The following is a 26,506-nucleotide window of genomic DNA, read 5'->3' on the forward strand; positions in this document are numbered from 1 at the left end:
GCCCCCACCCCAGCAGACCGCGACGTTTCCCACGAGGTGAAGGCGTGAACACCGAAGACAAGCTCAGGGAGTACCTCAAGCGGGCGACCGCCGACCTGCGCCAGACCCGCAGGCAGCTGCACCGCCTGGAGGAGGCCGCGGCCCAGCCGCTGGCCATCGTGGGCATGGCCTGCCGCCTGCCGGGCGGCGTCACCTCGCCCGAGGAGTACTGGCGGCTGCTGGACAACGGCGACGACGCGATGACGCCGTTCCCCGACGACCGGGGCTGGCCGCTCGACAGCCTCTTCGACCCCGACCCCGACCACCCCGGCACGTCCTATGTCGAACGGGCCGGGTTCGTCGAGTCCGCGGGCGACTTCGACGCCGAGCTCTTCGGGATCTCCCCGCGCGAGGCGCTGGCGATGGACCCGCAGCAGCGGCTGCTGCTCGAAGGCTCGTGGGAGGCGTTGGAACGCTCGGGGATCGACCCCCTCTCCCTGCACGGCAGCCGCACCGGCGTCTTCGTCGGCGCCTACCCGACCGGGTACGGGAGCGGCGCGAGCGTCCCGCCCGAGCTCGAGGGCTACACCATCACCGGCGCCGCGGGCAGCGTCCTCTCCGGGCGCATCTCCTACGCCCTGGGCCTCGAGGGGCCCGCGGTGACGGTGGACACGGCGTGCTCGTCCTCGTTGGTCGCCCTGCACCTGGCCGCGCAGTCCCTGCGCCGCGGCGAGTGCACGCGCGCCCTCGTCGCCGGGGTCATCGTCCTGTCCACGCCCGCGATCTTCACCAGCTTCAGCAGGCAGCGAGGCCTGGCCGCCGACGGGCACGTCAAGGCGTTCGCCGCCGCGGCCGACGGCACCAACATGTCCGAGGGCTTCGGCGTCCTGGTCGTGGAACGCCTCTCCGACGCCGTCCGCGAGGGCCATCGCGTCCTCGCGGTGGTGCGCGGCTCGGCCGTCAACCAGGACGGCGCGTCCAACGGCCTCACCGCCCCCAACGGCCCCTCGCAGCGCCGCGTCATCCGCGCCGCCCTCGCCGACGCGGGCGTCTCCGCGCGGCAGGTGGACCTCGTCGAGGCGCACGGCACCGGCACCACGCTGGGCGACCCGATCGAGGCCCACGCCCTTCTGGCGACCTATGGCGCGGAGCACGACGACGCGAACCCCCTGTGGCTCGGCTCGGTGAAGTCCAACATCGGCCACACCGCCACCGCCGCCGGGGTGGCGAGCATCATCAAGACCGTCCTCGCCCTCAGGCACGGACGCATGCCCAAGACCCTGCACGTCGACGCGCCGTCGCCGCACATCAACTGGGAGGCGGGCGCCGTGCGGCTGCTCGCCGAGCCCCGCGACTGGCCCGCGGGCGACGAGCCGCGGCGCGCGGGCGTCTCGGCGTTCGGCGTGAGCGGCACCAACGCCCACGTCATCATCGAGGAGGCCCCCGCACCGGCCGAGGCCCCGGAGGGGGGCGACGCCGGCGGCGGCGCCGCCACCGGCTGGCGCACCCCCGTGGTGCCCTGGCCGGTCGCGGGCAAGAGCCGGGCCGCGCTGCGCGCCCAGGCCGCCCGCGTCGCCGACTTCGCCGAGGCCCACCCTGGCCTCGACCCCGCCCACCTGGGCGCCGCCCTGGCCCACACCCGCTCCGCGCTCGACCGGCGCGCCGTGGTCGTGGCCGCCGACCGCGACGAGCTGGTCGCGGGCCTGCGCGCCCTCGCCGCCGACGAGCCCGACCCGCGGCTGGTCGAGGGCGCGGTGACCAAGCCGGGCCGCGTCGCGTTCGTCTTCCCTGGGCAGGGCGCCCAGTGGGACGGCATGGCCCGCGAACTCCTCGCCACCTCCACGGTGTTCGCCGAGACGATCGCCGCGTGCGAGGCCGCCTTCGCGCCCCTCGTCGACTGGTCGCTGACCGAGGTCCTGAACGGCGCCCCTGGCGCCCCTGGCCTCGACCGGGTCGATGTCGTCCAGCCCGCGTCGTTCGCCGTCATGGTCGCCCTCGCCGCGCTGTGGCGCGCCCATGGCGTCGAGCCCAACGGCGTGCTCGGCCACAGCCAGGGCGAGATCGCCGCCGCCCATGTCGCGGGCGCGCTGTCGCTCGACGACGCCGCCAAGGTCGTCATCCTGCGCAGCAAGGCCATCGTCCGCCTCGCCGGGCGCGGCGCCATGGCCTCGATCGCCGAGTCCCGCGACGCCGTCGCGACCCGCATCGCCCCCTGGGCCGAACGCCTTTCGCTCGCCGCCGTCAACGGGCCCCGCTCCACCGTGGTCGCGGGCGAGCCCGAGGCCGTGGACGCGCTGATCGCGGCGTGCGACGCCGAGGGCGTGCGCGCCCGGCGCATCGCCGTGGACTACGCCTCCCACTCGTCGTTCGTCGAGGAGATCGAGGCCGAGCTGCGCGAGGCGCTGACCGGCATCGCCCCCACGGCCGCCCGGACGCTGTTCTGCTCAAGCGTCACCGGCGAGCCCGTCGACACCTCGGGTCTCGACGCCGACTACTGGTACCGCAACCTGCGCAGGCCCGTGGAGTTCGAGGCCGCGGCCCGCCACCTGCTGGGCGCGGGCTACGGCACGTTCATCGAGGTCAGCCCGCACCCCGTGCTCGGCATCGGCCTCGCCGAGACGTTCGAGCAGGCCGACGCGCCCGCCGTCGCCCTGCCCACCCTCCAGCGGAACAACGGCGGCCCCGGCCCGTTCCTGCTCTCCCTCGCCCGCGCCCAGGTCCGCGGCCTGCCCGTCGACTGGACGCCCACGCTCCCGGCCGCCCCCGCGGGACTCGACCTGCCCGTCTACCCGTTCCAGCGCGAGCGCTACTGGCTGGCCGCCTCGGGCCCTGGGCTCGGCGACCTCGGCTCGGCTGGCCTCGGCGACGCGGGGCACCCGCTGCTCGGCGCCCTCATCACGCTCGCCGACGGGGACACCGTCGTGCTGACCGGCCGCCTGTCGCCGCGCGCCCACCCGTGGCTCGCCGAGCACGCGGTGAACGGCACGGTGCTGCTGCCGGGCGCCGTGCACGCCGAGTTCGCCGTCCGCGCCGGTGACGAGGTCGGCTGCGGCCATGTCAGGGAGCTGGCGTTGGAGGCGCCGCTGGTGTTCGACCAGGGCACCGAGGTGGAGATCCAGGTGCGGGTCGGCGCCCCCGACGACGCGGGCAGCCGCCTGATGACCGTGCACTCCCGTGGGCGCGGCGACGGCGACGAGCCGTGGACGCGGCACGCGAGCGCGGTGCTCGCCGAGAGCGGCGACGCGGACCCCGAGCCGTTCGACGAGCCGAGCTGGCCGCCCGCCGACGCCCAGCCCGTCGACACCGACGGCTTCTACGAGCGGCTCGCCGCCGTCGGCTACCAGTACGGCCCCGCGTTCCAGGGGCTGCGGGCCGCGTGGCGGCGCGGGCGCGACATGTTCGCCGAGGTCGCGCTGCCCGAGGACCAGCACGAGCGGGCCGCGGGCTTCGGCATCCACCCCGCGCTGCTCGACGCGATCCAGCACGCCGGGCTCCTGGCCGCCCTGGAGGACGGCGCGGGCACCGCCGACGGCTCCGGGCCGCAACTGCCGTTCATCTGGGACGGGTTCACCCTCGAGGCCACCGGCGCCACCGAGCTGCGGGTGCGCGCCACGATCGCCGACGACGGCGCGCTCTCGCTGGCCGCCGTCGACGCGACCGGCAGGCCCGTGGCCGCCGTCGAGGCGATCCGTTCCCGGCCCGCCGCCGTCTCAGGGCCCGCGCCCGACGCGGCGCTCGCCGACGCGCTGTTCCGCGTCACCTGGGCCGAGGCTGCGGCGGTCGAGCCCGACGAGCCACGCGACGTGGTGGTGCTCGACCCGGCGGGCGAGGGACTCGTGCCGGGGGTGCCTGGCGGCGAGGTGTACCGGGACGTCGCCGCCCTGGCCCGGGCGGTCGAAGGCGGCCGCGCGGTGCCGGAGACCGTCCTGTACTGCCCGCCCACGGGGCCCGTGGGCGCCGTGCCGGAGCCCGGCCTGGCGCGCGACGCGGTGCTCGCGGCCCTCGATGTGCTGCGCGACTGGGTCGCCGACGAGCGCTGGGAAACGGCGCGGCTCGTCCTGGTGACCCGGGGCGCGGTCGGCGTCGGCGCCGCCGACGTGGCCGACGGGGCGGGCGCCGCCGTGCGCGGCCTGCTGCGCTCGGCGCTGGCCGAACACCCCGGCCGCTTCGGCCTGGTGGACGTGGGCGCCGAGGGCGCCGGGGTCGGCGCCGTCGACCGCGCGCTCGAGTGCCCCGAGCCCGAGGTCGCCGTGGGCGCCGACGGCACCGTGCTGGTGCCACGGCTGCGGCGGCTCACCCCCGAGGCACCGGCGCCCGAGGCCCCGGCGGCCGACGAGGCGCCCGAGGGCGGGGCCGCGGAGCGGGTCGGCACGGTCCTGGTCACCGGCGGCACCGGCACCCTCGGCCGGGTCGTCGCCCGCCACCTGGCCGAGCGCCACCGCGTCGGCCACCTCCTGCTGGTCAGCCGCAGCGGCCCCGACGCGCCTGGCGCCGCCGAGCTGCGCGCCGAGCTGGCCGCGTCGGGCGCCGAGGTGACCATCGCCGCGTGCGACACCACCCAACGCGCCCAGCTCGCCGCCCTGGTGGACGAGCTGCCCGCCGCCCACCCGCTGATCGGCGTCGTCCACGCCGCGGGCGTGCTCGACGACGGCATGATCCACACCCTCACCCCCGAGCAGGCCGAGCGCGTCATGCGCCCGAAGATCGACGCGGCCGTGCACCTGCACGAGCTCACCGCGGGCGCCGACCTGAAGTGGTTCGTGCTGTTCTCCTCCGCCTCGGGCCTCTTCGGCGGCCCTGGACAGGGCAACTACGCGGCCTCCAACGCGTTCCTCGACGCCCTCGCCCACCACCGCCGCGCCGCGGGACTCCCCGGGGTCTCCCTCGCCTGGGGCTACTGGGGCGAGGCCAGCGGCATGACGGGCCACCTCGACGAGACCGACCGCACCCGCATGACGCGCGGCGGCATCGTCCCGATGACCAACGACCACGCCCTGGCCCTGATGGACGCGGCGCTGCGCACCGACGAGCCCCTTGTCATGCCCGCCGCCCTCGACCTGAGCGCGTTCGCCCGCGCCGAGCCCGACGCCGTTCCGCCGCTGCTGCGCGCCCTGGTGCGGCCCACCAGGCGCAGGGCGCGTTCCTCCGCCGCCGGGGCCACCCCTGACGCGCTGGCCGAGCGCCTCGCCGCGCTCCCGGCGGGCGACCGCGAGCAGCACCTCGTCGACATGGTGCGCGCGCACGCCGCCACGGTCCTCGGGCATGGCTCGGCGGGCACGGTCGACCCCGAACGCGCCTTCCGCGACCTGGGGTTCGACTCGTTGACGGCCGTGGAGCTGCGCAACCGGCTCACCACGGTCACCGGCCTTCGGCTGCCCGCCACCCTCGTCTTCGACCACCCCACCCCCGTCGCCCTCGCCCGTCTGCTGCTCGGCGCGCTCACCCCCGAGGACGGCGGCGGGAAGCGGCGCGACGGGCGCAAGGCCGCCCGCAGGGCGCGCGCCGACGCGGCCGAGCCCATCGCCGTGGTCGCCATGGCCTGCCGCCTGCCGGGCGGCGCCGACTCGCCCGAGGAGCTGTGGAGCCTGCTCGAACAGGGCCGCGACGCGGTGGTCCCGTTCCCCGACGACCGCGGCTGGGACCTGGAGCGGATCTACCACCCCGACCCCGACCACCCCGGCACCACGTATGTGCGCGGCGGCGGATTCCTCGGCTCCATCCGCGACTTCGACGCGACCCTCTTCGGGATCTCGCCGCGCGAGGCGCTGGCGATGGACCCGCAGCAGCGGCTGCTGCTGACGTCCTCATGGGAGACGTTCGAGCGCGCGGGCATCAACCCCCTGTCCCTGAAGGGCTCGGCCACCGGAGTCTTCGTCGGCGTCACGCCCTCCGACTACGCCCCCAGCTGGGGCGCCCCGCCCTCCGCGGTCGAGGGCTATGTCATGACGGGCAACCTGCCCAGCGTCGTCTCGGGCCGACTCGCCTATGTCTTCGGCCTCGAAGGGCCCGCGGTCACGGTCGACACGGCGTGCTCGTCGTCGCTCGTCGCGCTGCACCTGGCCACGCAGTCGCTGCGGCAGGGGGAGTGCGACCTGGCGCTGGCCGCGGGCGCCACCGTCATGTCGACGCCCGCCGGGTTCATGGAGCTCAGCCGCCAGCGCGGCCTGTCCGAGGACGGCCGCTGCAAGGCGTTCGGCGCGGGCGCCGACGGGTTCGGCCCGTCCGAGGGCGTGGGCGTGCTGCTGCTCGAACGGCTCTCCGACGCGCGCCGCAACGGGCACCGCGTGCTCGCGGTGGTGCGTGGCTCGGCCGTGAACCAGGACGGCGCGTCCAACGGCCTCACCGCCCCCAACGGCCCCTCTCAACAGCGGGTGATCCGGGCGGCGTTGGCCAGCGCCCGCCTCGACCCCTCGGATGTGGACGTCGTCGAGGCGCATGGCACGGGCACGTCGCTCGGCGACCCGATCGAGGCGCAGGCGCTGCTCGCCACCTATGGCCAGGACCGCCCCGAAGGCCGTCCGCTGTGGCTGGGCTCGATCAAGTCCAACATCGGGCACACCCAGGCCGCCGCGGGCGTCGCCGGGGTGCTCAAGATGGTGCTCGCCCTCCAGCACGGCACGCTGCCGCGGACCCTGCACGTCGATGAGCCGTCCCCGCACATCGACTGGGAGTCGGGCGAGGTCCGCCTCCTCGACGAGCCGCGCGCCTGGGACCGCGAGGGCCGCGCGCGGCGCGGCGCCGTGTCGTCGTTCGGCATCTCGGGCACCAACGCCCACATCATCCTGGAGGAGGCCCCCGCGGAGGCGGCCGAGCCGGGGCCCGTGGTGGTCTCGGGCGAGGGCGGCCTCGCCAGCTCCCCCGTGGTGCCCTGGGTGCTCTCGGCGCGCTCGGCCGACGCGCTCGTCGGCCAGGCGCGGCGGCTGGTCGCCGCCGGGCTCGCCGAGGCGGATCCCGTGGACGTCGGCTGGTCCCTGCTGTCATCGCGCGCCGCGCTCGACCACCGCGCGGTGGTGTGGGGCGGCGCCGGAACGCGCGAACTGGCCGACGCGCTCGACGCGTTGGCGAACGGCGGCACCGCGTCCCAGCTGGTCTCCGGCGTGTCCACCGGCGACGCCGGCTCCGTCTTCGTGTTCCCGGGTCAGGGGTCGCAGTGGCTGGGGATGGGGCGTGAACTGCTGGTGTCGTCGCCGGTGTTCGCGGCGCGGTTGGCGGAGTGTGAGGCGGCGCTTGGGGGTTGTGTGGAGTGGTCGCTTTCGGGGGTGTTGGCGGGTGGGGACGATGCGTGGCTTGCGCGGGTGGATGTGGTGCAGCCCGTTCTCTGGGCGGTGATGGTGTCGTTGGCGGCGGTGTGGGAGTCGTTGGGTGTGGTGCCCGCGGCTGTGGTGGGTCATTCGCAGGGGGAGATCGCGGCGGCTGTGGTGGCGGGTGCGCTGTCGTTGGAGGACGGTGCGCGGGTGGTGGCGTTGCGGGCGTCGGCGATCCGTGAGGAGCTGGCGGGTCGTGGGGGGATGCTGTCGGTGGCCGCGGGTGTGGATCAACTGGTGGAGTGGCTGGGGTCGTTCGGGGACCGGGTGTGGGTGGCGGTGTTGAACGGGCCTTCGGCGACGGTGGTGGCGGGTGATCCGGCGGCGTTGGATGAGATCGCGGCGGTCGCTGAGGCGGCGGGGGTGCGGGCGCGGCGGGTGCCGGTGGATTACGCGTCGCACACGCCGCATGTGGAGGCGATCCGTGGGCGGTTGGTGTCGGAGTTGGCCGGGGTCGCGCCGCGGGCGTCGCGGGTGCCGTTGATCTCGACGGTCACGGGCGAGGTGTTGGACACCTCGACCATGGACGCCGACTACTGGTACACCAACCTCCGCACCACCGTGCGGTTCACCGACGCCGTCCAGCACGCGGTGACCGGCCTCGACCTGACGCGTTTCATCGAGGTCAGCGCGCACCCCGTGCTCACCATGGGCGTCCAGGACATCGCCGAGGCCGAGGGCAGGACGGCGACCGTGGTCGGCACGCTGCGCCGCGACGAGGGCGAGAGCGCCCGGCTGATCGCCAACGCCGCCGAGCTGTGGACCAGGGGCGCGCCCATCGACTGGTCCGCGGTGTTCGCCGGGCGGTCGATCCGCCGCGTCGAGCTGCCCACCTATGCCTTCGACGCCCAGCCGTTCTGGCTCGAACCCACCCCCGCCACCGGCGATGTGAGCGGCGCGGGCCTCGCCACCGCCGAACACCCGCTGCTTGGCGCCTCGGTGACCCTCGCGGGCGGCGAGGGCGCCGTGCTCACGGGGCGGATCTCCCTGCGCACCCACCCATGGCTCGCCGACCACGCCGTGAGCGGCACCGTGCTCCTCCCCGGCACCGGCTTTGTCGAGCTCGCGGTGCGCGCCGGTGACGAGGTCGGCTGCGGCCACCTGCGCGAACTCACCATCGAGGCCCCGCTGATCATCCCCCGCGACGCCGCGGTCCAACTCCAGCTCGTGGTGGGCCCGGTGGACGCCGCGGGCCAGTGCGACGTCTCGATCCACTCCCGCCCCGAGAGCGCGGCGGGTGAGGGGCCGTGGACGCGGCACGCCCAGGGCGTCCTCGCCGAACACGCCCCCGACGCGCCCGCCCCCGACCTGGTCGCCTGGCCCCCGGCGGGCGCGGAGGCCCTGGACGTGTCCGGCTTCTACGAGGAGGCCGACGCGCGGGGCTACGGCTACGGCCCGGCGTTCCGCGGCCTGGTCGCCGCCTGGCGCACCGCCGACGCCGTGTTCGCCGAGGCGCGGCTCGCCGACGCGCTCAGCGGCGACGCCGCACGCTTCGGCGTGCACCCCGCGCTGCTCGACGCCGCGCTCCAGGCCATGGGCCTCGGCTCGTTCGCGGGCGCGGACGGCGGGCTGCGGCTGCCGTTCGCCTGGACCGGGGTGTCACTCTTCGCGTCCGGCGCCGACCGCGTGCGGGTGCGCGTCATGGCCGCGGGCGACGAGGCCGTCACGATCGACATCGCCGACGCCCTGGGCCGACCGGTCGCCCGCGTGGGCTCCCTCGTGGTCAGGCCCGTCACCGCCGAGCAGTTGACCGCGGGCGGCATGGACGGCGACGGTCTTTTCCGGCTCGACTGGGCCCCCGTGGCCGCGCCGCCCGCCGAGGCGCCGGGCCCCTGGGCGCTGCTCGGCGAGGACGACGGGCTCGGCCTCGCCGCCGCGCTCGGCGGCGCCGGGGCGGAGGTGGAGCTCCACGCCGACCCGGCCGCGCTGGCCTCGGCCCTGGCGGCGGGCGCCCCCGCGCCGCACGCCGTGGTCGCCCACCCGCGCGTCGACGCATCGGCCGACCTCGCCGACGCGTCGCACCGGGCGACGGCCGACCTGCTCGCGCTGGCCCAGGAGTGGCTGGCGCACGACGAACTCACCGATGTCCCCCTGGTGTTGGTCACCCGCGGCGCGGTCGCCACGGGCGCCGACGAGGATGTCGCGGACCTCGCCGCCGCGCCCCTGTGGGGCCTGATCCGCTCCGCCCAGTCCGAGAACCCTGGCCGTTTCCTGCTGGTGGACCTCGACCGCGCCGCCGAGGTCGCCGCCGGGCGGCTCGCCGACGCGGTGGCCGCCGCGCGGCAGCACGAGGAGTCGCAGGTCGCCGTGCGCGGCGACGCGGTCCTCGCGCCGAGGCTGGCGCGGGCCACCGCCGAGGGCGGCGGCCTGGTGCCCCCCGCGGGCCCGGGCCCCTGGCGCCTCGACGTCAGCGACACGGGAACGCTCGAGGGCCTGACCCTGGCCCCCGTCCCCGAGGTCGCCGCGCCGCTGGCCGCGGGCCAGGTGCGGGTCGCCGTCAGGGCCGCGGGCGCCAACTTCCGCGATGTGCTCATCGGCCTCGGCATGCTGCCCCGCGACGCGATCCTCGGCAGCGAGGGCGCGGGCGTGGTCATCGACGTCGGCGAGGGCGTCACCGAACTCGCCCCCGGCGACCGGGTGTTCGGCGTCATCCCGTTCAGCTTCGGCCCGCTGGCCAGCGCGGATGCCGCGGTCCTCGCGCGGATTCCCGAGGGGTGGTCGTTCGAACGCGCCGCCTCGGTGCCCGTGGTGTTCCTGACGGCGTTCTTCGGCCTGTTCGACCTGGGTGGTCTGCGGGCGGGGGAGTCGGTGCTGGTGCATGCCGGTGCGGGTGGTGTGGGGATGGCGGCGGTGCAGTTGGCGCGGAACGCGGGGGCGGAGGTGTTCGCGACGGCCAGTCCGGGGAAGTGGGGCGCGTTGCGTGAACTGGGCCTGGATGACGCGCACATCGCGTCCTCGCGTGATCTCGACTTCAGGGAGAAGTTCCTGGCCACGACCGAGGGCCGTGGCGTCGATGTGGTGTTGAACTCGCTGGCGCGGGAGTTCGTGGACGCCTCCCTCGAACTCCTGCCGCGCGGCGGCCGGTTCGTCGAGATGGGCAAGACCGACGTCCGCGACCCCGACCAGCTGGCCCATGACCACCCCGGCGTCGCCTACCACGCCTTCGAGCTGGGCGAGGCGGGCACCGAGCGCATTGGCGCGATGCTCGCCGAGATCCTCGCCCTCTTCGACCGCGACGCCGTGCGTCCGCTTCCGGTGCGGGTGTGGGATGTGCGGCGGGCGGTGGAGGCGTTCCGTTTCATGAGTCAGGCGCGTCATGTGGGCAAGCTGGTGTTCCGGATGCCGCCCGCGCTCGACCCCGCGGGGACGGTGTTGATCACGGGTGGTACGGGGACGTTGGGTGCGTTGCTTGCCCGTCATCTGGTGGTGGAGCACGGGGTGCGGCATCTGCTGCTGACCAGTCGTTCGGGTGATCGGGCCCCCGGTGTGGCCGAACTGGTCGGTGAGCTGGGGGAGTTGGGCGCGTCGGCCGAGGTGGTGGCGTGTGACGCGGCCGATCGGGGGCGTCTTGCCGAGGTGCTTGACGCCGTTCCTGCGGATCGTCCGTTGACGGGTGTGGTGCACGCGGCCGGTGTGCTGGCGGATGGCGTGCTCACGTCGTTGACACCGGAGCAACTGGCCCGTGTGTGGGGGCCGAAGGTGGAGGCGGCTGTCAACCTCCATGAGCTGACCAAGGACCTCGACCTCGGCCTCTTCGCCCTCTACTCCTCGGGCGCCGGTCTCCTCGGCAGCCCGGGCCAGGCCAACTACGCTGCCACCAACGTCTTCCTCGACGCCCTCGCCCAGCACCGCAGGGCGAGCGGCCTGCCCGGGGTCTCCCTGGCCTGGGGCTACTGGGCCGAAACCAGCGCGATGACCGGGCAGATGGGCCGCCAGGACCAGGCCCGCATCGCCCAGGGCGGCTTCCTCCCGATGAGCGCCGCCGAGGGCCTCGCCCTCTTCGACCGCGCCCTGACCCTCGACGAGGGCGTGCTGCTCGCCAGCCCGATCGACCTCGGCAGCGCCCGAACGGGCGCCGCCACCACGGGCGTTCACCCCCTGCTGCGCGGCCTGGTGCGCGCCCCCGCCCGCCGCGTCGTCGGCCCGTCCCAGGGCGCGGGCGCCGACTCCTCGCTCGCCCAGCGGCTCGCCGGGCTGGCCGAGGCCGAACGCGAGCGCTTCCTGCTCGACCTGGTGCACGGCCATGTCGCCGCGGTCCTCGGACACGCCAACCCCGGCGCCATCGACGCCGAACGGCCCTTCAAGGACCTCGGGTTCGACTCACTGACGGCGGTCGAGCTGCGGAACAGGCTCAACGCCGCCACCGGGCTCCGACTGCCCGCCACCCTTGTCTTCGACCACCCCACCCCGGCCGCCCTGGCCCGCTTCATCCACTCCGAGGTCGGCGGCCTCGCCCCCGCCGCGCCGCTCCCGGCGCGCGCCACGGCCCGGGGCGCCGCCACCGCGGACGAGCCGATCGCCATCGTGGGCATGGCCTGCCGCTTCCCCGGCGGGATCTCATCGCCCGACGAGCTGTGGCGCGCGGTGATCGAGGGCCAGGACGCGATCACCCCGTTCCCGCTCGACCGCGACTGGCCCGACGACCTGTACGACCCGGACCCCGACGCGCCGGGCAAGACCTATGTCAGGGGCGGCGGATTCGTCGTCGACATGGCCGACTTCGACGCGGACTTCTTCGGGATCTCCCCGCGCGAGGCGCTGGCCATGGACCCCCAGCAGCGGATGCTGCTCGAAGCCTCGTGGGAGGCCGTCGAACGCGCGGGCATCGCGCCGTCCTCGCTGCGTGGCAGCCAGACCGGCGTGTTCACCGGGGCCCTGGCCTCCGAGTATGTCTCCCGGCTGAACGCCGTCCCCGACGGCATCGAGGGCTTCCTCGGCACCGGCAACATGTCGAGCGTCGCCTCGGGGCGCGTCGCCTACCAACTCGGCCTCGAAGGACCGGCCGTGACCGTCGACACGGCCTGCTCCTCGTCCCTGGTCGCCCTGCACATGGCCGTCCAGTCGCTCCGCAACGGCGAGTGCCACCTCGCCCTCGCGGGCGGTGTCACCGCGATGTCAACCCCCGTCGGCTTTGTCGAGCTCGGCCGCCAGCGCGCCCTCGCGCCCGACGGCCGCTGCAAGGCGTTCTCCGCCGAGGCCGACGGATTCGGCCCGTCCGAGGGTGTCGGCATGCTCCTGGTCGAGCGACTTTCCGACGCCATGCGCAACGGCCACCCGGTGCTCGCGGTGGTGCGTGGCTCGGCGATCAACCAGGACGGCGCGTCCAACGGGCTGACCGCGCCCAATGGTCCCTCTCAACAGCGGGTGATCCGGGCGGCGTTGGCCAGCGCGCGCCTCGACCCCTCGGATGTGGACGCGGTGGAGGCGCACGGCACCGGCACCGCGTTGGGCGACCCGATCGAGGCGCAGGCGTTGCTCGCCACCTATGGCCAGGGCCGCGAGGCCGAACGGCCGCTGTGGCTGGGCTCGGTGAAGTCCAACATCGGGCACACCCAGGCCGCCGCTGGCGTCGCCGGGGTCATCAAGATGGTCATGGCGATGCGGCACGGGATGCTCCCCATGACCCTGCACGCCAACGAGCCCACGCCGCACGTCGACTGGGCCGCGGGCGACGTCGAGCTGCTGACCGAGGCCCGCCCGTGGGAGGCCGATGGCCGCCCGCGCCGCGCCGCGGTGTCGTCGTTCGGCATCTCGGGCACCAACGCCCACCTCATCATCGAACAGGCCCCGGACACCGTGCCCTTGGCGCCCGAGCCCGCCGACGCGGGCACCGGGCCGACCGTGTGGGCGCTGTCGGGGCGCGGCGCCGACGCGCTGCGCGCCCAGGCGGGGCGGCTGCTCGCGGGCACCGACCCGGGGGCGTCCGCCGTCGACATCGGCTACTCGCTCGCCACCACGCGCGCCCCGCTCGACCACCGCGCCGTGCTCATCGGCGAGGACCACGCCGCGCTCCGCGCCGGTGCCCAGGCCCTCGCCACGGGCCGCCGCCCCGAGGGCGACGGCTGCGCGCTGGTCGAGGGCGAGGCGAGGCCCGGCGGCGGCGTCGCGTTCCTCTTCACCGGCCAGGGCAGCCAACGCCCCGGCATGGGACGGGAGTTGTACGCCGCCCACCCGGTGTTCGCGCAGGCGCTCGACGCCGTCATCGCCGCGCTCGACCCCCACCTCGCCCCCCATCTCGAACTGCCGCTGCGCGACGTCATGTTCGCCGAGCCCGGCACCGCCGAGGCGGACCTGCTCGACCGGACCGCCTACACCCAGACCGCGCTCTTCGCCCTCGAGGTGGCCCTCTTCCGGCTGGTCGAATCCTGGGGCGTGCGACCCGACTTCGTCACGGGCCACTCGATCGGCGAGCTGGCCGCCGCCCATGTCGCGGGCGTGCTGTCGCTCCCCGACGCCGCCGCCCTGGTGGCCGCGCGCGGGCGGCTGATGCAGGCGCTGCCCGAGGGCGGTGCCATGCTGTCGGTGCGCGCCACCGAGGACGACGTGCGCCCCGCCCTCGCCGGATACGAGGGCCGCGTCGACGTCGCCGCGGTCAACGGTCCCTCGTCCGTGGTCGTCGCGGGCGACCACGACGCCGTCGCCGAGCTGGCGGAGCGGTGGCGCGACGAGGGCCGCAAGACCAAGCTCCTGCGGGTCAGCCACGCGTTCCACTCCCCGCACATGGACGGCATGCTGGCCGAGTTCGGCGCCGTGGCCGAGGGCCTGACCCATGCCGAGCCGCGCATCCCCCTGGTCAGCAACGTCACGGGCGAGGGCGCGCGGGCCGCCGACATCCGCTCGGCCGACTACTGGGTCTCCCATGTCCGCAGGCCGGTCCGCTTCCTCGACGGCATCCGCTGGCTGCACGGCCAGGGCGTCACCACGTTCTTGGAGCTTGGCCCCGACGGCGTGCTCACCGCCATGGCACAGGACTGCCTCGAACCGCTCGCCGACGGGTCCCCCGACGCGCCGCCCCCCGTGCTGGCCCCCGCCCTGCGGAAGGACCAGCCCGAGCCGGTCGCGCTGCTGCGCGGCCTGGCCACCCTGCACGTCAACGGCACCACCGTCGACTGGGAACAGCCCTACGCCGGGCGCTCCGTGCGCCGTGTCGACCTGCCCACCTACGCGTTCCAACGCCGCCGCTACTGGCTGGAGTCGGGCCGCCTCGACGGCGCCAGGACCCGGGCCGGGGCGACCGACGGGGTCGAGGCGCGCTTCTGGGACGTCGTCGAGCGCGAGGACATGGAGGCCCTGGCGCACACGCTCGACCTCGAAGGGGACCACGCCCCCTGGCAGGCCGTGCTCCCCGACCTCGCGACCTGGCACCGCCGTCGGCGCGAGCTCGACGCCATCGGCTCATGGCGCTACCGCGTCACCTGGAAGCCCCTCACCGACAGCCGCCAACCCGCCCTGTCAGGGCGGTGGTTGGTGGTGTCTCCCGAGTCGGGTGTCGGTGGGTTGACGGATGTGGTGGGTGGCGCGCTGTCGGCCGCGGGTGCGGTGCCGGTGGTTGTGTCGGTGGGCCTTGAGGCTGTGGAACGTGGGGAGTTGGGCGCGCTGCTGGCCGAGGCGGCCGGTGGCGAGGAGGTCAACGGCGTGGTGTCGCTGCTGGCCTGCCTCGGCGGCGAGGAGGTGCGAACCGCCCTTGAGCCCACCGTTGCCCTGGTGCGGGCCCTGGGCGAGCTGACCCTTGAGGGGCGCCTGTGGTGTCTGACGCGGGGTGCGGTGGCGGTGGGTTCGGCGGATGGGGTGCCGGATGTGGGCCAGGCGGGGGTGTGGGGTCTTGGCCGGGTGGCGGCTCTTGAACTGCCCCGGGTGTGGGGTGGGTTGGTGGATCTGCCTGAGGTGTTGGACGAGCGTGCGGGGCGTCTGCTCGCGGGTGTGCTGGGTGGTGTGGGTGAGGAGCAGGTGGCGATTCGTTCGTCGGGTCTGCTGGTGCGTCGTCTGGTGCGTGCCGCCTCGCCCTGGGTGGGTGCCTCGGTGTGGCCGTTGTCGGGGACGGTGGTGGTGACGGGCGGCACGGGTGGTCTGGGCTCGCGCGTGGCGCGGTCGTTGGCCGCGGAGGGCGTGCGTCGTCTGGTGCTGTTGAGCCGTCGTGGTCCGAATGCTCCTGGGGCTGCCGAACTGGTGGCGGAGCTCGCGGAGTTGGGCGCGGAGGCTCTGGTGGTGGCGTGTGATGCGGCGGATCGGGGGCGTCTTGCCGAGGTGCTTGCGGGCATTCCCGGGGATGCGCCGTTGGGTGCGGTGTTCCATGTGGCGGGGGTGTTGGACGACGGGCTTGTGGGGTCGTTGTCGGGGGAGTCGTTGGAGCGGGTGCTGCGGTCCAAGGTGACCGCGGCGCTCAACCTCCATGAGCTCACCCGCGACCATGACCTCGCGGCCTTTGTCCTGTTCTCCTCCCTCGCCGGAACGGTCGGATCCCCGGGTCAGGGCGCCTACGCGGCGGCGAACGCGTCGTTGGACGCGTTGGCTGAGCGGCGGCGGGCGGAGGGTCTGCCGGGGTTGTCGATCGCGTGGGGTCCGTGGGCCGGTGAGGGCATGGCCAACGACGGGACCGTGGAGGCGGCGGTGCGCCGCAGCGGGTTGACGGCGTTGGATCCGGAGCGGGCCGTGGCGGCGTTGCGGCAGGCGTTGGGGCAGGACGAGGCGACGGTGGCCGTGGTGGACGTGGACTGGGCGCGCTTCGCCCCCGCGTTCATCGCCAACCGCCCCAGCCCCCTCATCAGCGACCTCCCCGAGGTCCGCCAACTGAGCCTCGAGCAGCGCGAGTCGGCGACGACCCCACGGGAGAACGACCTGAGCCGCAGGCTCGCCCAGGCGTCCCCCGTCGAGCGCGAGCAGCTCCTCACCGAGCTGACCCTCGCGGAGATCGCCACCGTGCTCGGCCACACCGGGGGCGAACGCCCGTCCGCGGGCCGGGCGTTCAAGGACCTCGGGTTCGACTCGCTCACCGCGCTCGAGCTGCGCAACCGCCTGAGCACGGCCACCGGGCTGCGGCTGCCGTCCACGCTGGTCTTCGACTACCCGACCCCGGCCGCGCTCGCCGCGCACCTGCGCGACGAACTCCTGGGCGCCGGGGCCGAGTCGACCGGCGCGGGCACCGCCGCCCCCGTGGTGCTGTCCAGCGACGAGCCTATCGCCATCGTCGGCATGTCCTGCCGCTTCCCCGGGGGCGTCGAGTCGCCCGAGGACCTGTGGCGGCTGGTGGACAACGGCGTTGACGCCATCGGCGCGTTCCCGGGGGACCGCGGCTGGGACGTCGAGTCCCTGCACGACCCGGCGGGCGAGCGCACCGGCTCCTCCTATGTCCGCGAGGGCGGCTTCCTCTACGACGTCGCCGGGTTCGACGCCGAGTTCTTCGGGATCTCCCCGCGCGAGGCCCTGGCCATGGACCCGCAGCAGCGGCTGCTGCTCGAGGCGTCCTGGCAGGCCATCGAGCGCGCGGGCCTCGACCCGACCGGGCTCAAGGGCAGCCTCACCGGCATGTTCGTCGGCTCCAACGGCCAGGACTACGGCGCCCTGCTCCAGCACGCGCCCGACCTGGTCGAGGGCTACCAGGCCACCGGCAACGCCGCGGCCGTCGTCTCAGGGCGCGTGGCCTATGTGCTGGGCCTCGAGGGTCCCGCGGTCACGATCGACACCGCCTGCTCCTCCGCCCTGGTCGCCCTGCACATGGCCGCCCAGTCGCTGCGCAACGGCGAGTGCGACCTGGCGCTCGCCGCGGGTGTGACCGTGATGTCAACCCCTGGCGCGTTCGTGGAGTTCTCCCGCCAGCGCGGGCTGGCCTCCGACGGCCGGTGCAAGCCGTTCGCCGAGGCGGCGGACGGGACCGGCTGGGGCGAGGGCGTCGGCGTGCTCGTCGTCGAGCGGCTGTCGACCGCCGTGCGCGAGGGCCACCGCGTCCTCGCGGTGGTGCGTGGCTCGGCGATCAACCAGGACGGCGCGTCCAACGGCCTGACCGCGCCCAACGGTCCCTCTCAACAGCGGGTGATCCGGGCGGCGTTGGCCAGCGCGCGCCTCGAACCCTCGGATGTGGACGCCGTGGAGGCGCATGGCACCGGCACCGCGTTGGGCGACCCGATCGAGGCGCAGGCGCTGCTGGCCACCTACGGCCAGGGCCGCGAGGCCGAACGTCCGCTGTGGCTGGGCTCGGTGAAGTCCAACATCGGGCACACCCAGGCCGCCGCTGGCGTCGCCGGGGTCATCAAGATGGTCATGGCGATGCGGAACGGGACGCTGCCGCCCACCCTGCACGTGGACCGGCCCACGTCCCATGTGGACTGGGCCGCGGGCGAGGTCGCCCTGCTGACCGAGGGCCGCCCGTGGGAGGCCGATGGCCGCCCGCGCCGCGCCGGGGTGTCCTCCTTCGGGGTCTCGGGCACCAACGCCCATGTCATCCTGGAGCAGGCCCCGACCCCCGCCGACCCGGAGCCCGCGCCCGCCACGGGCGTCCCCGCGTCCCCGGTGCTGCCCTGGCCGCTGTCCGCGGGGGGCCCCGAGGCCCTGGCCGAGGCCGCAGGGCGGCTGGCCGCCGCCGTCGAAGGGCTCGACGCGGCCGATGTCTCCCTGACCCTGGCCGCCAGCCGCTCGGGACTGGCGCACCGCGCCGTCGTCTGGGGCGACGACACGGCCCAACTCGCCGCGCGCCTGCGGGCGTTGGCCTCCGATGCCGAAACGCCCGAGGCCGTCACCGGCGCGGTGCGGGAGGGACGGCTCGCCTTCCTGTTCACCGGGCAGGGCGCGCAGCGCGCCCGGATGGGCGCCCAACTGGCCGCCGCCTTCCCGGTCTTCGCCGCCGCCATCGACGAGGTGTGCGCGGCGTTCGACGGGCTGCTGCCCAGGCCGCTGCGGGAGGTGCTGACCGCGGATGCGGGCAGCGCCGAGGCCGCCCTGCTCGACCAGACGGTGTTCACCCAGGCCGGTCTCTTCGCCGTCGAGGTGGCCCTGCACCGGCTGGTCGAATCCTGGGGCGTGCGCCCCGACTTCGTCGCCGGGCACTCCATCGGCGAGCTGGTCGCCGCCCATGTCGCGGGCGTCTTCGACCTCGATGACGCCTGCCGCCTGGTCGCCGCCCGTGGCGGCCTGATGCAGGAGCTGCCCGATGGCGGCGCCATGCTGTCGGTGCGCGCGGGCGAGGACGAGGTGCGCGCGGCCCTGGCGGAGGCCGGGATCACCGTCGATGTCGCGGCCGTCAACGGCCCGGCGTCCGTGGTGATTTCGGGCCCGCGGGAGGCCATCGACGCGGCGGCCGAGCACTTCGCCGGGAGGGGCGCCAAGACCCGTCGGCTCACCGTCTCGCACGCGTTCCACTCCGCGCTGATGGACCCGATGCTCGCGCGGTTCGAACGCGTCGCCGCCGATGTCACCTACCGGGCGCCCCGCGTCCCCGTGGTCTCCAACCTCACAGGCCGCCCGGCCGACGAGGACATCACCACCCCCGGCTACTGGGTGCGGCATGTCAGGGAGGCGGTCCGCTTCGCCGACGGTGTCACCTGGCTGTCCACCACGGGCGTGTCCGCGTTCCTCGAGCTTGGCCCCGACGCCGTGCTCACCGCCATGGGCGCCGAGTGCGTCGCCCCCGGCGCAGGCGCGCTGTTCGCCGCCGCGACCCGCCGCGACCACGACGAGGTGGCCACCTTCACCGCCGCCGTCGCGCGGCTGTGGACCGCGGGCGTCCCCGTGGACTGGCCCGCGGTCCTCACGGGCCGGGCCCCGCACCCCGTCGACCTGCCCACCTACCCCTTCCGGCACCAGCCCTACTGGCTGACCCCTGCCCCGGTCGATGCCTCGGGCCCTGCGCCCCGCGACCCGGCGGAGGCCCGCTTCTGGGAGGCCGTCGAGGCACAGGACGTCGTCGCCCTCAGCGAGGCACTCGCCCTCCCCGCCGCGGACGCGGAAGGGGCCGACGAGGCCGAGGCGCTGCGCGGCCTGCTGCCCGCCCTCTCCACCTGGCGCACCCGGCAACGGGAACGCGGCACGCTCGACGGCTACCGCTACGCCGTCTCGTGGAAGCCCCTGCCCACCCCGCCGAGCGCGCTCACGGGGCGGTGGTTGGTGGTGTCTCCCGAGTCGGGTGTCGGTGGGTTGACGGATGTGGTGGGTGGCGCGCTGTCGGCCGCGGGTGCGGTGCCGGTGGTTGTGTCGGTGGGCCTTGAGGCCGTGGAACGTGGGGAGTTGGGCGCGCTGCTGGCCGAGGCGGCCGGTGGCGAGGAGGTCAACGGCGTGGTGTCGCTGCTGGCCTGTGGCGCACCGAACGACCCGTCGTCGGCCGTGCTGGCGACCGCGCTCGTCGCACGGGCCTGCGGCGAGATCACCACCGGCGGACGCCTGTGGTGTCTGACGCGGGGTGCGGTGGCGGTGGGTTCGGCGGATGGGGTGCCGGATGTGGGCCAGGCGGGGGTGTGGGGTCTTGGCCGGGTGGCGGCTCTTGAACTGCCTCGGGTGTGGGGTGGGTTGGTGGATCTGCCTGAGGTGTTGGACGAGCGTGCGGGGCGTCTGCTTGCGGGTGTGCTGGGTGGTGTGGGTGAGGAGCAGGTGGCGATTCGTTCGTCGGGTCTGCTGGTGCGTCGTCTGGTGCGTGCCGCTTCGGCCGCAGTGGAAGTGGGTGCCTCGGTGTGGCCGTTGTCGGGGACGGTGGTGGTGACGGGCGGCACGGGTGGTCTGGGCTCGCGGGTGGCGCGGTCGTTGGCCGCGGAGGGCGTGCGTCGTCTGGTGCTGTTGAGCCGTCGTGGTCCGGATGCTCCTGGGGCTGCCGAACTGGTGGCGGAGCTCGCGGAGTTGGGTGCGTCGGTGGATGTGGTGGCGTGTGATGCGGCGGATCGGGAGCGTCTTGCCGAGGTGCTTGCGGGCATTCCGGAGGATGCGCCGTTGGGTGCGGTGTTCCATGTGGCGGGGGTGTTGGACGACGGGCTTGTGGGGTCGTTGTCGGGGGAGTCGTTGGAGCGGGTGCTGCGGTCCAAGGTGACCGCGGCGCTCAACCTCCATGAGCTCACCCGCGATCATCAGCTGTCCGCGTTCGTGCTGTTCTCCTCCCTCGCGGGCACCCTGGGCGCGGCCGGTCAGGGCGCCTATGCGGCGGCGAACGCGTCGTTGGACGCGTTGGCTGAGCGGCGGCGGGCGGAGGGGCTGCCGGGGTTGTCGATCGCGTGGGGTCCGTGGGCCGGTGAGGGCATGGCCAACGACGGGACCGTGGAGGCGGCGGTGCGCCGCAGCGGGCTCACGGCGCTCGATCCTGAGCGGGCCGTTGCGGCGTTGCGGCAGGCGTTGGGGCAGGACGAGGCGACGGTGGCCGTGGTGGACGTGGACTGGGCGCGTTTCGCCCCCGCGTTCATCGCCAACCGCCCCAGCCCCCTCATCAGCGACCTCCCCGAGGTCGCCCACGCGCTGCGCGCCCTGCCCGCCGACACCGCGGCGCCGGGCGCCGACGGCGCCGACGACCTGGTGCGCCGCCTGACCGGCCTGTCGGGGCCCGAGCGCGAACGCGCCGTGCTCGACCTGGTCAGCCGCCAGGTCGCGGCGGCGCTCGGCCACGCCTCGGCCCAGGCCATCGACCCCGAAAAGCCGTTCAAGGACCTGGGGTTCGACTCGCTCACCGCCGTCGAGCTGCGCAACAGGCTCGACACCCACACCGGCCTGAGCCTCCCGGCCACGCTGGTGTTCGACTACCCGACCTCGACGGCGCTGGCCCAGCACCTCCTGGAGCGGCTGCTGCCCGAAGGGGCCACCGGCGACGCGCCCTCCGCGGGCGCCCCCGCGGCCCTCGCCCGGCACGACGACGACCCCATCGCGATCATCAGCATGGGCTGCCGCCTGCCCGGCGACGTCTCCTCGCCCGAGGAGCTGTACCGGCTGCTCGTCGAGGGCCGGGACGCGATCTCCCGCTACCCCGACGACCGGGGCTGGGACATCGACGACCTCTACGACCCCGACCCCTCCCAGCCGGGCCGCGTCTACGGCCGCGAGGGCGGCTTCATCAGGGGCGCCGACACGTTCGACGCCTCCTTCTTCGGGATCTCGCCGCGCGAGGCGCTGGCGATGGACCCGCAGCAGCGGCTGCTGCTCCAGTCGTCGTGGGAGGTCGTCGAGCGCGCGGGCATCGACCCGCTGTCGCTGCGCGGCTCCCGCACCGGGGTGTTCGTCGGCCTCATCTCCCCCGACTACGCGAGCGGTTACGGCCCCGGCATGGAAGACCTCGAAGGCTTCCTCGGCACCGGCAACTCCGCCAGCGTCGCCTCGGGCCGGATCGCCTACTCCCTCGGCCTCGAAGGGCAGGCCGTCACCATCGACACCGCCTGCTCCTCGTCCCTGGTCGCCCTCCACCTGGCCGCCACCGCCCTGCGCAACGGCGAGTGCTCGCTCGCCCTCGCGGGCGGCGCCACGGTGCTGTCATCGCCCGGGCTCTTCATCGAGTTCAGCCGCCAGCGCGGCCTGGCCGCCGACGGCCGCTGCCGCGCGTTCTCCGCCGACGCGGCGGGCTTCGGGCCCGCCGAGGGCGTGGGCATGCTCCTGCTTGAACGGCTCTCCGACGCGCGCCGCAACGGGCACCGCGTGCTCGCGGTCGTGCGCGGCTCGGCGATCAACCAGGACGGCGCGTCCAACGGCCTCACCGCGCCCAACGGCCCCGCGCAGCAGCGCGTGATCAACCAGGCCCTCGCCGACGCCCGCCTCGCCCCGGGCGACGTGGACGCGGTGGAGGCGCACGGCACCGGCACCGCGTTGGGCGACCCGATCGAGGCGCAGGCGCTGCTTGCCACCTATGGCCAGGGCCGGGAGGCCGAACGGCCGCTGTGGCTGGGCTCGGTGAAGTCCAACATCGGCCACACGCAGGCCGCCGCCGGGGTCACGGGCGTCATCAAGATGGTCATGGCGATGCGGCAGGACGTCCTGCCGCCCAGCCTCCACATCGACGAGCCCACCCCGCACGTCGACTGGACCACGGGCCATGTCGCGCTGCTCACCGAGCCCACGCCATGGCCGGAGACCGGCCGTCCGCGCCGGGCGGGCGTCTCGTCGTTCGGCATCTCGGGCACCAACGCCCACATCATCCTGGAGGCCGCCGACGACCCCGGCGCCCCCGCGACCACGGTCGCCGGAGACCCCGCGCTGACCACCGGCACCCCGCCGTGGCTGCTGTCCGCGCGCGACGCCGACGCCCTGCGCGAGCAGGCCGCCCGGGTCGCCGACCTCGCCGCCACGGGCACCGACCCCGCCGACATCGGCTGGTCCCTGCTGACCGGGCGCGCCCACCTGGCCCACCGGGCCGTTGTGCACGGCGCCGACCCGGCCGAACTGCTCGCCGGAGCCCGGGCGTTGGCCGCGGGCGAGCCCGCCGACACCCTCGTCACCGGGCGCGTCGGAACGACCGGGGGCGTGGCGTTCATCTTCCCGGGTCAGGGGTCGCAGTGGCTGGGGATGGGGCGTGAACTGCTGGTGTCGTCACCGGTGTTCGCGGCGCGGTTGGCGGAGTGTGAGGCGGCGCTTGGGGGTTGTGTGGAGTGGTCGCTTTCGGGGGTGTTGGCGGGTGAGGACGATGCGTGGCTTGCGCGGGTGGATGTGGTGCAGCCGGTGTTGTGGGCGGTGATGGTGTCGTTGGCGGCGGTGTGGGAGTCGTTGGGTGTGGTGCCCGCGGCTGTGGTGGGTCATTCTCAGGGGGAGATCGCGGCGGCTGTGGTGGCGGGTGCGCTGTCGTTGGAGGACGGTGCGCGGGTGGTGGCGTTGCGGGCGTCGGCGATCCGTGAGGAGCTGGCGGGTCGTGGGGGGATGCTGTCGGTGGCCGCGGGTGTGGATCAACTGGCCGATTGGCTGGGGCCGTTCGGGGACCGGGTGTGGGTGGCGGTGTTGAACGGGCCTTCGGCGACGGTGGTGGCGGGTGATCCGGCGGCGTTGGATGAGATCGCGGCGGTCGCTGAGGCGGCGGGGGTGCGGGCGCGGCGGGTGCCGGTGGATTACGCGTCGCACACGCCGCATGTGGAGGCGATCCGTGGGCGGTTGGTGTCGGAGTTGGCCGACGTCACGCCGCGGGCGTCGCGGGTGCCGTTGATCTCGACGGTCACGGGCGAGGTGTTGGACACCTCGACCATGGACGCCGACTACTGGTACACCAACCTCCGCAGCACCGTGGAGTTCCGCGGCGCCATCGAGACCGCCATCGGCCTCGGGCACACCACCCTGATCGAGGTCAGCTCGCAGCCGGTGCTCACCGCCGCCGCGCAGGAGACCGCCGAGGCGGCCGAGATCCCCGTCACCGTCGTCGGCACGCTGCGCCGCGGCGACGGAGGCCCCGCCCGGCTGCTCGCCCACGCGGCCGAGCTGTGGGCCGCGGGCGTCCTCGTGGACTGGGCCGCCCTCTTCGCGGGCCGCACCGTGCGCCCCGTCGAGCTGCCCACCTACCCCTTCCAGGGCAAGCGGTACTGGCTCGCGTCCCGCGCGGCCACCGCGGGTGACCCGTCGAGCCTCGGCCTCGACGACACCGAGCACCCGCTGCTCGGCGCCGCCGTCCGGCTCGCGGCGGGCGACGGGCTGCTCCTCACGGGGCGGCTCGCCACCCGCGCCCAGCCCTGGCTCGCCGACTACCGCATCCTCGGCACCCCCGTGCTGCCGGGCTCCGCCCTGGTGGAGCTCGCGGTCCGCGCGGGCGACGAGGCGGGCTGCGGCCACCTGCGGGAGCTGGTCCTCCAGCAGCCCCTCGCCCTGCCCGAACGCGGCGGAGTCCAGCTCCAGTTGGTCGTCGGCGCCGCGACCGCCGCGGGGGAGCGGACCGTCAGCGTCCACGCGCGCGCCGAGGACGCGGGCGACGACGAGCCGTGGACGTGCCACGCCGAGGGCGTCCTGACCGCCGAGGCGCCCGCCGCCGACCCTTCGGCGGCGCTGACGGCCTGGCCGCCCTCGGGCGCCGAACCCCTCGACGTCAGCGGGTTCTACCCGTCGGCCGAGGCCGCCGGATACGGCTACGGCCCCGCGTTCCAGGGCCTGCGCGCCGCATGGCGCCGCGGCGACGAGATCTTCGCCGAGGTCGCCCTGCCGGAGAACTCCCGTGCCGAGGCCGGGCGTTACGGCCTCCACCCGGCCCTGCTCGACGCCGCGCTCCAGGCGGGCGCGCTCACCGCGGGCGGCGACGGCGGGCGGGTGCGCCAGCAGTTCGCGTGGAACGGCGTGTCCCTGCTGGCCGCCGGGGCCACCGAGCTACGCGTCAGGCTGGCCCCCGCCGGGCCCGACGGCGTGCGCCTGACGCTCGCCGACCCGGCGGGCGGACCCGTCGCCGACATCGCGACCCTCGTCCAACGCGACGTGCCCGCCGACCAGTTGGCCCTGCCGGGCGGCAACGCGGCCCAGCGCCCCGTCAGGATCGACTGGACGCCGCGGCCCACCACCGAGACGGACACCAACGCGCCGGACGCGACGGGCGGTTGGGCGGTCCTCGGGGACGACCCGCTCGACCTGGGCGTGGGCGTGCGGATCGCGGGACAGGCCCTCGACGCGCACCCTGACCTGGCCGCGCTGCTCGCCGCACTCGACGCGGGCGCCGCCCCGCCCACATGGGTCCTGCTCCCGCGCGCGGCGGCCACCGCCGAGGGCGCGGGCGACCTGATCGGCACCTGGCTCGCCGAGGAGCGGCTCGCCGCCGCGCGCCTCGTCGTCACCACCGCGGGCGCCGTCGCCGCCCCGGGCGACGAGCTCGCGCCCGACCCCGCGCAGGCCGCCCTCTGGCACCTGGCCACCGCCGCCCAGGCGGCGAGCCCGGGTCGGCTGCTGCTGGTCGACCTCGACCCGGCCGACGCCACAGGGGCCCAGACCCCGGGGGCGCTGGCCGACGTCCTGCGCGATGTCCTCCAAGGGGACGAGCCCCGCGTGGCCGTCCGCGCCGGAACGGCCCTCGTGCCGCGCGCCGTCGCGCCCACCCCGGCCGAGCCCCTCGGGCTGCCGGGCGGCACGGTGCTGCTGACCACGTCGGGCGCCGCGGGCGACGACCTCGCGGCCGCCACCGCGCGCCACCTGGTCGCCGAACGGGCCGTGCGGCACCTGATCCTGGCCGTCGGCGCGGGCGAAGGCGCCGCCGACCCGCTGACCGGCGCCGACCTCGAGGCGGACCTGGAGAAGCGCGGCGCCCGCCTCGAACGCGCCATCGGCGACCTGGCCGACCCCGGGTGGCTGGCCAGGCTGCTGGCCGCCGCGCCCGCCGACGCGCCGCTCGCGGCCGTCGTCGACACCACGGGCGACCCCGCCGTCGTGCGGCACCTGGACGAGCTGACGAGGGAAACGCCGCCCGCCGCGTTCCTCGTCGGCGCGCCGGGGCCCTCCGCCGCGCTCGAGGCGTTGATCCGCGCCCGGCGCGCGAGCGGGGCGCCCGGCACCGTTCTCACCCCGGCCGCATGGGAGAACGCGCCGGGCGGGCGGCGGCCCGGGGTCGCCCATGCCGCCCTCGCCGCCGCGCTCGACCACGCCGACGAGCCCGTGCTGCTCGCCGTCCCGCTCGACCAGGCGACCCTGCGCCGCCGCGTCGAACAGGGCACGCTCCCGGCCGAGTTGCGCGATCTCGCCCCCCGGCGCGCCGCCGCCGTGGGCCCCCGCAGGGCCACGGCCGCGGGCACGGCCCTCGGCGGCCCCGACCTCCCGCGTCGCCTCGCCGCCGTGCCCGTCGGCGAGCGCGAGCGGTTCCTCGCCGATCTTGTCGGCGCCGAGGCCGCCGCGGTCCTCGGCCACGCCTCCGCCGAAGAGGCGCCCGTGGACAAGGCGTTCAAGGACCTCGGCTTCGACTCGATGATGTCGGTCCAGCTGCGCAACCGGCTCAACGAGCAGACCGGGCTCACGCTGCCCGCCACCCTCGTGTTCACCTACCCCACCCCCCTCGCCCTGGCCACGCACCTCCTAGCCGAGCTGGCGCCCGATGACGCGGGGGAGACGGACGAGGGCGCCGGGATCCTGGCCGAGATCGAACGACTGGAGGCGGCGCTCACCGCCCTGGGCACCGACGCGGGCGGCGACACCCACGCGCGCGTGACCCAACGGCTCCAGAGCGTGCTGTGGCGCTGGAGCGGAGCGGCCCCTGCGGCCGAAGGAGAGGGGCCCGCCGACGGCGTCATCGACGGCGACGCGCTCGCCTCCGCCACCGACGACGAGGTGTTCGACCTGATCGACCGCGAGCTTGGGGCGCCCTGACCCCGCGAAGCCCGACCCGCCCCGGGGCC

At 75.4% G+C, this 26,506-nt stretch carries 1 protein-coding gene; it reads left to right on the plus strand.

Annotated elements, in window-relative coordinates; translation table 11 throughout:
- The first annotated feature begins 44 nt into the window (after window positions 1–44).
- The gene (locus D7318_RS33985) at window positions 45–26,477 is read left to right on the plus strand and encodes a type I polyketide synthase (protein WP_230423802.1); all 26,433 of its coding nucleotides are present in this window, start codon (window positions 45–47) and stop codon (window positions 26,475–26,477) included.
- Window positions 26,478–26,506 lie beyond the last annotated feature (29 nt).

The sequence above is a fragment of the Streptomyces radicis genome (genome assembly GCF_003626575.1).
Classification (GTDB): domain Bacteria; phylum Actinomycetota; class Actinomycetes; order Streptomycetales; family Streptomycetaceae; genus Streptomyces; species Streptomyces radicis.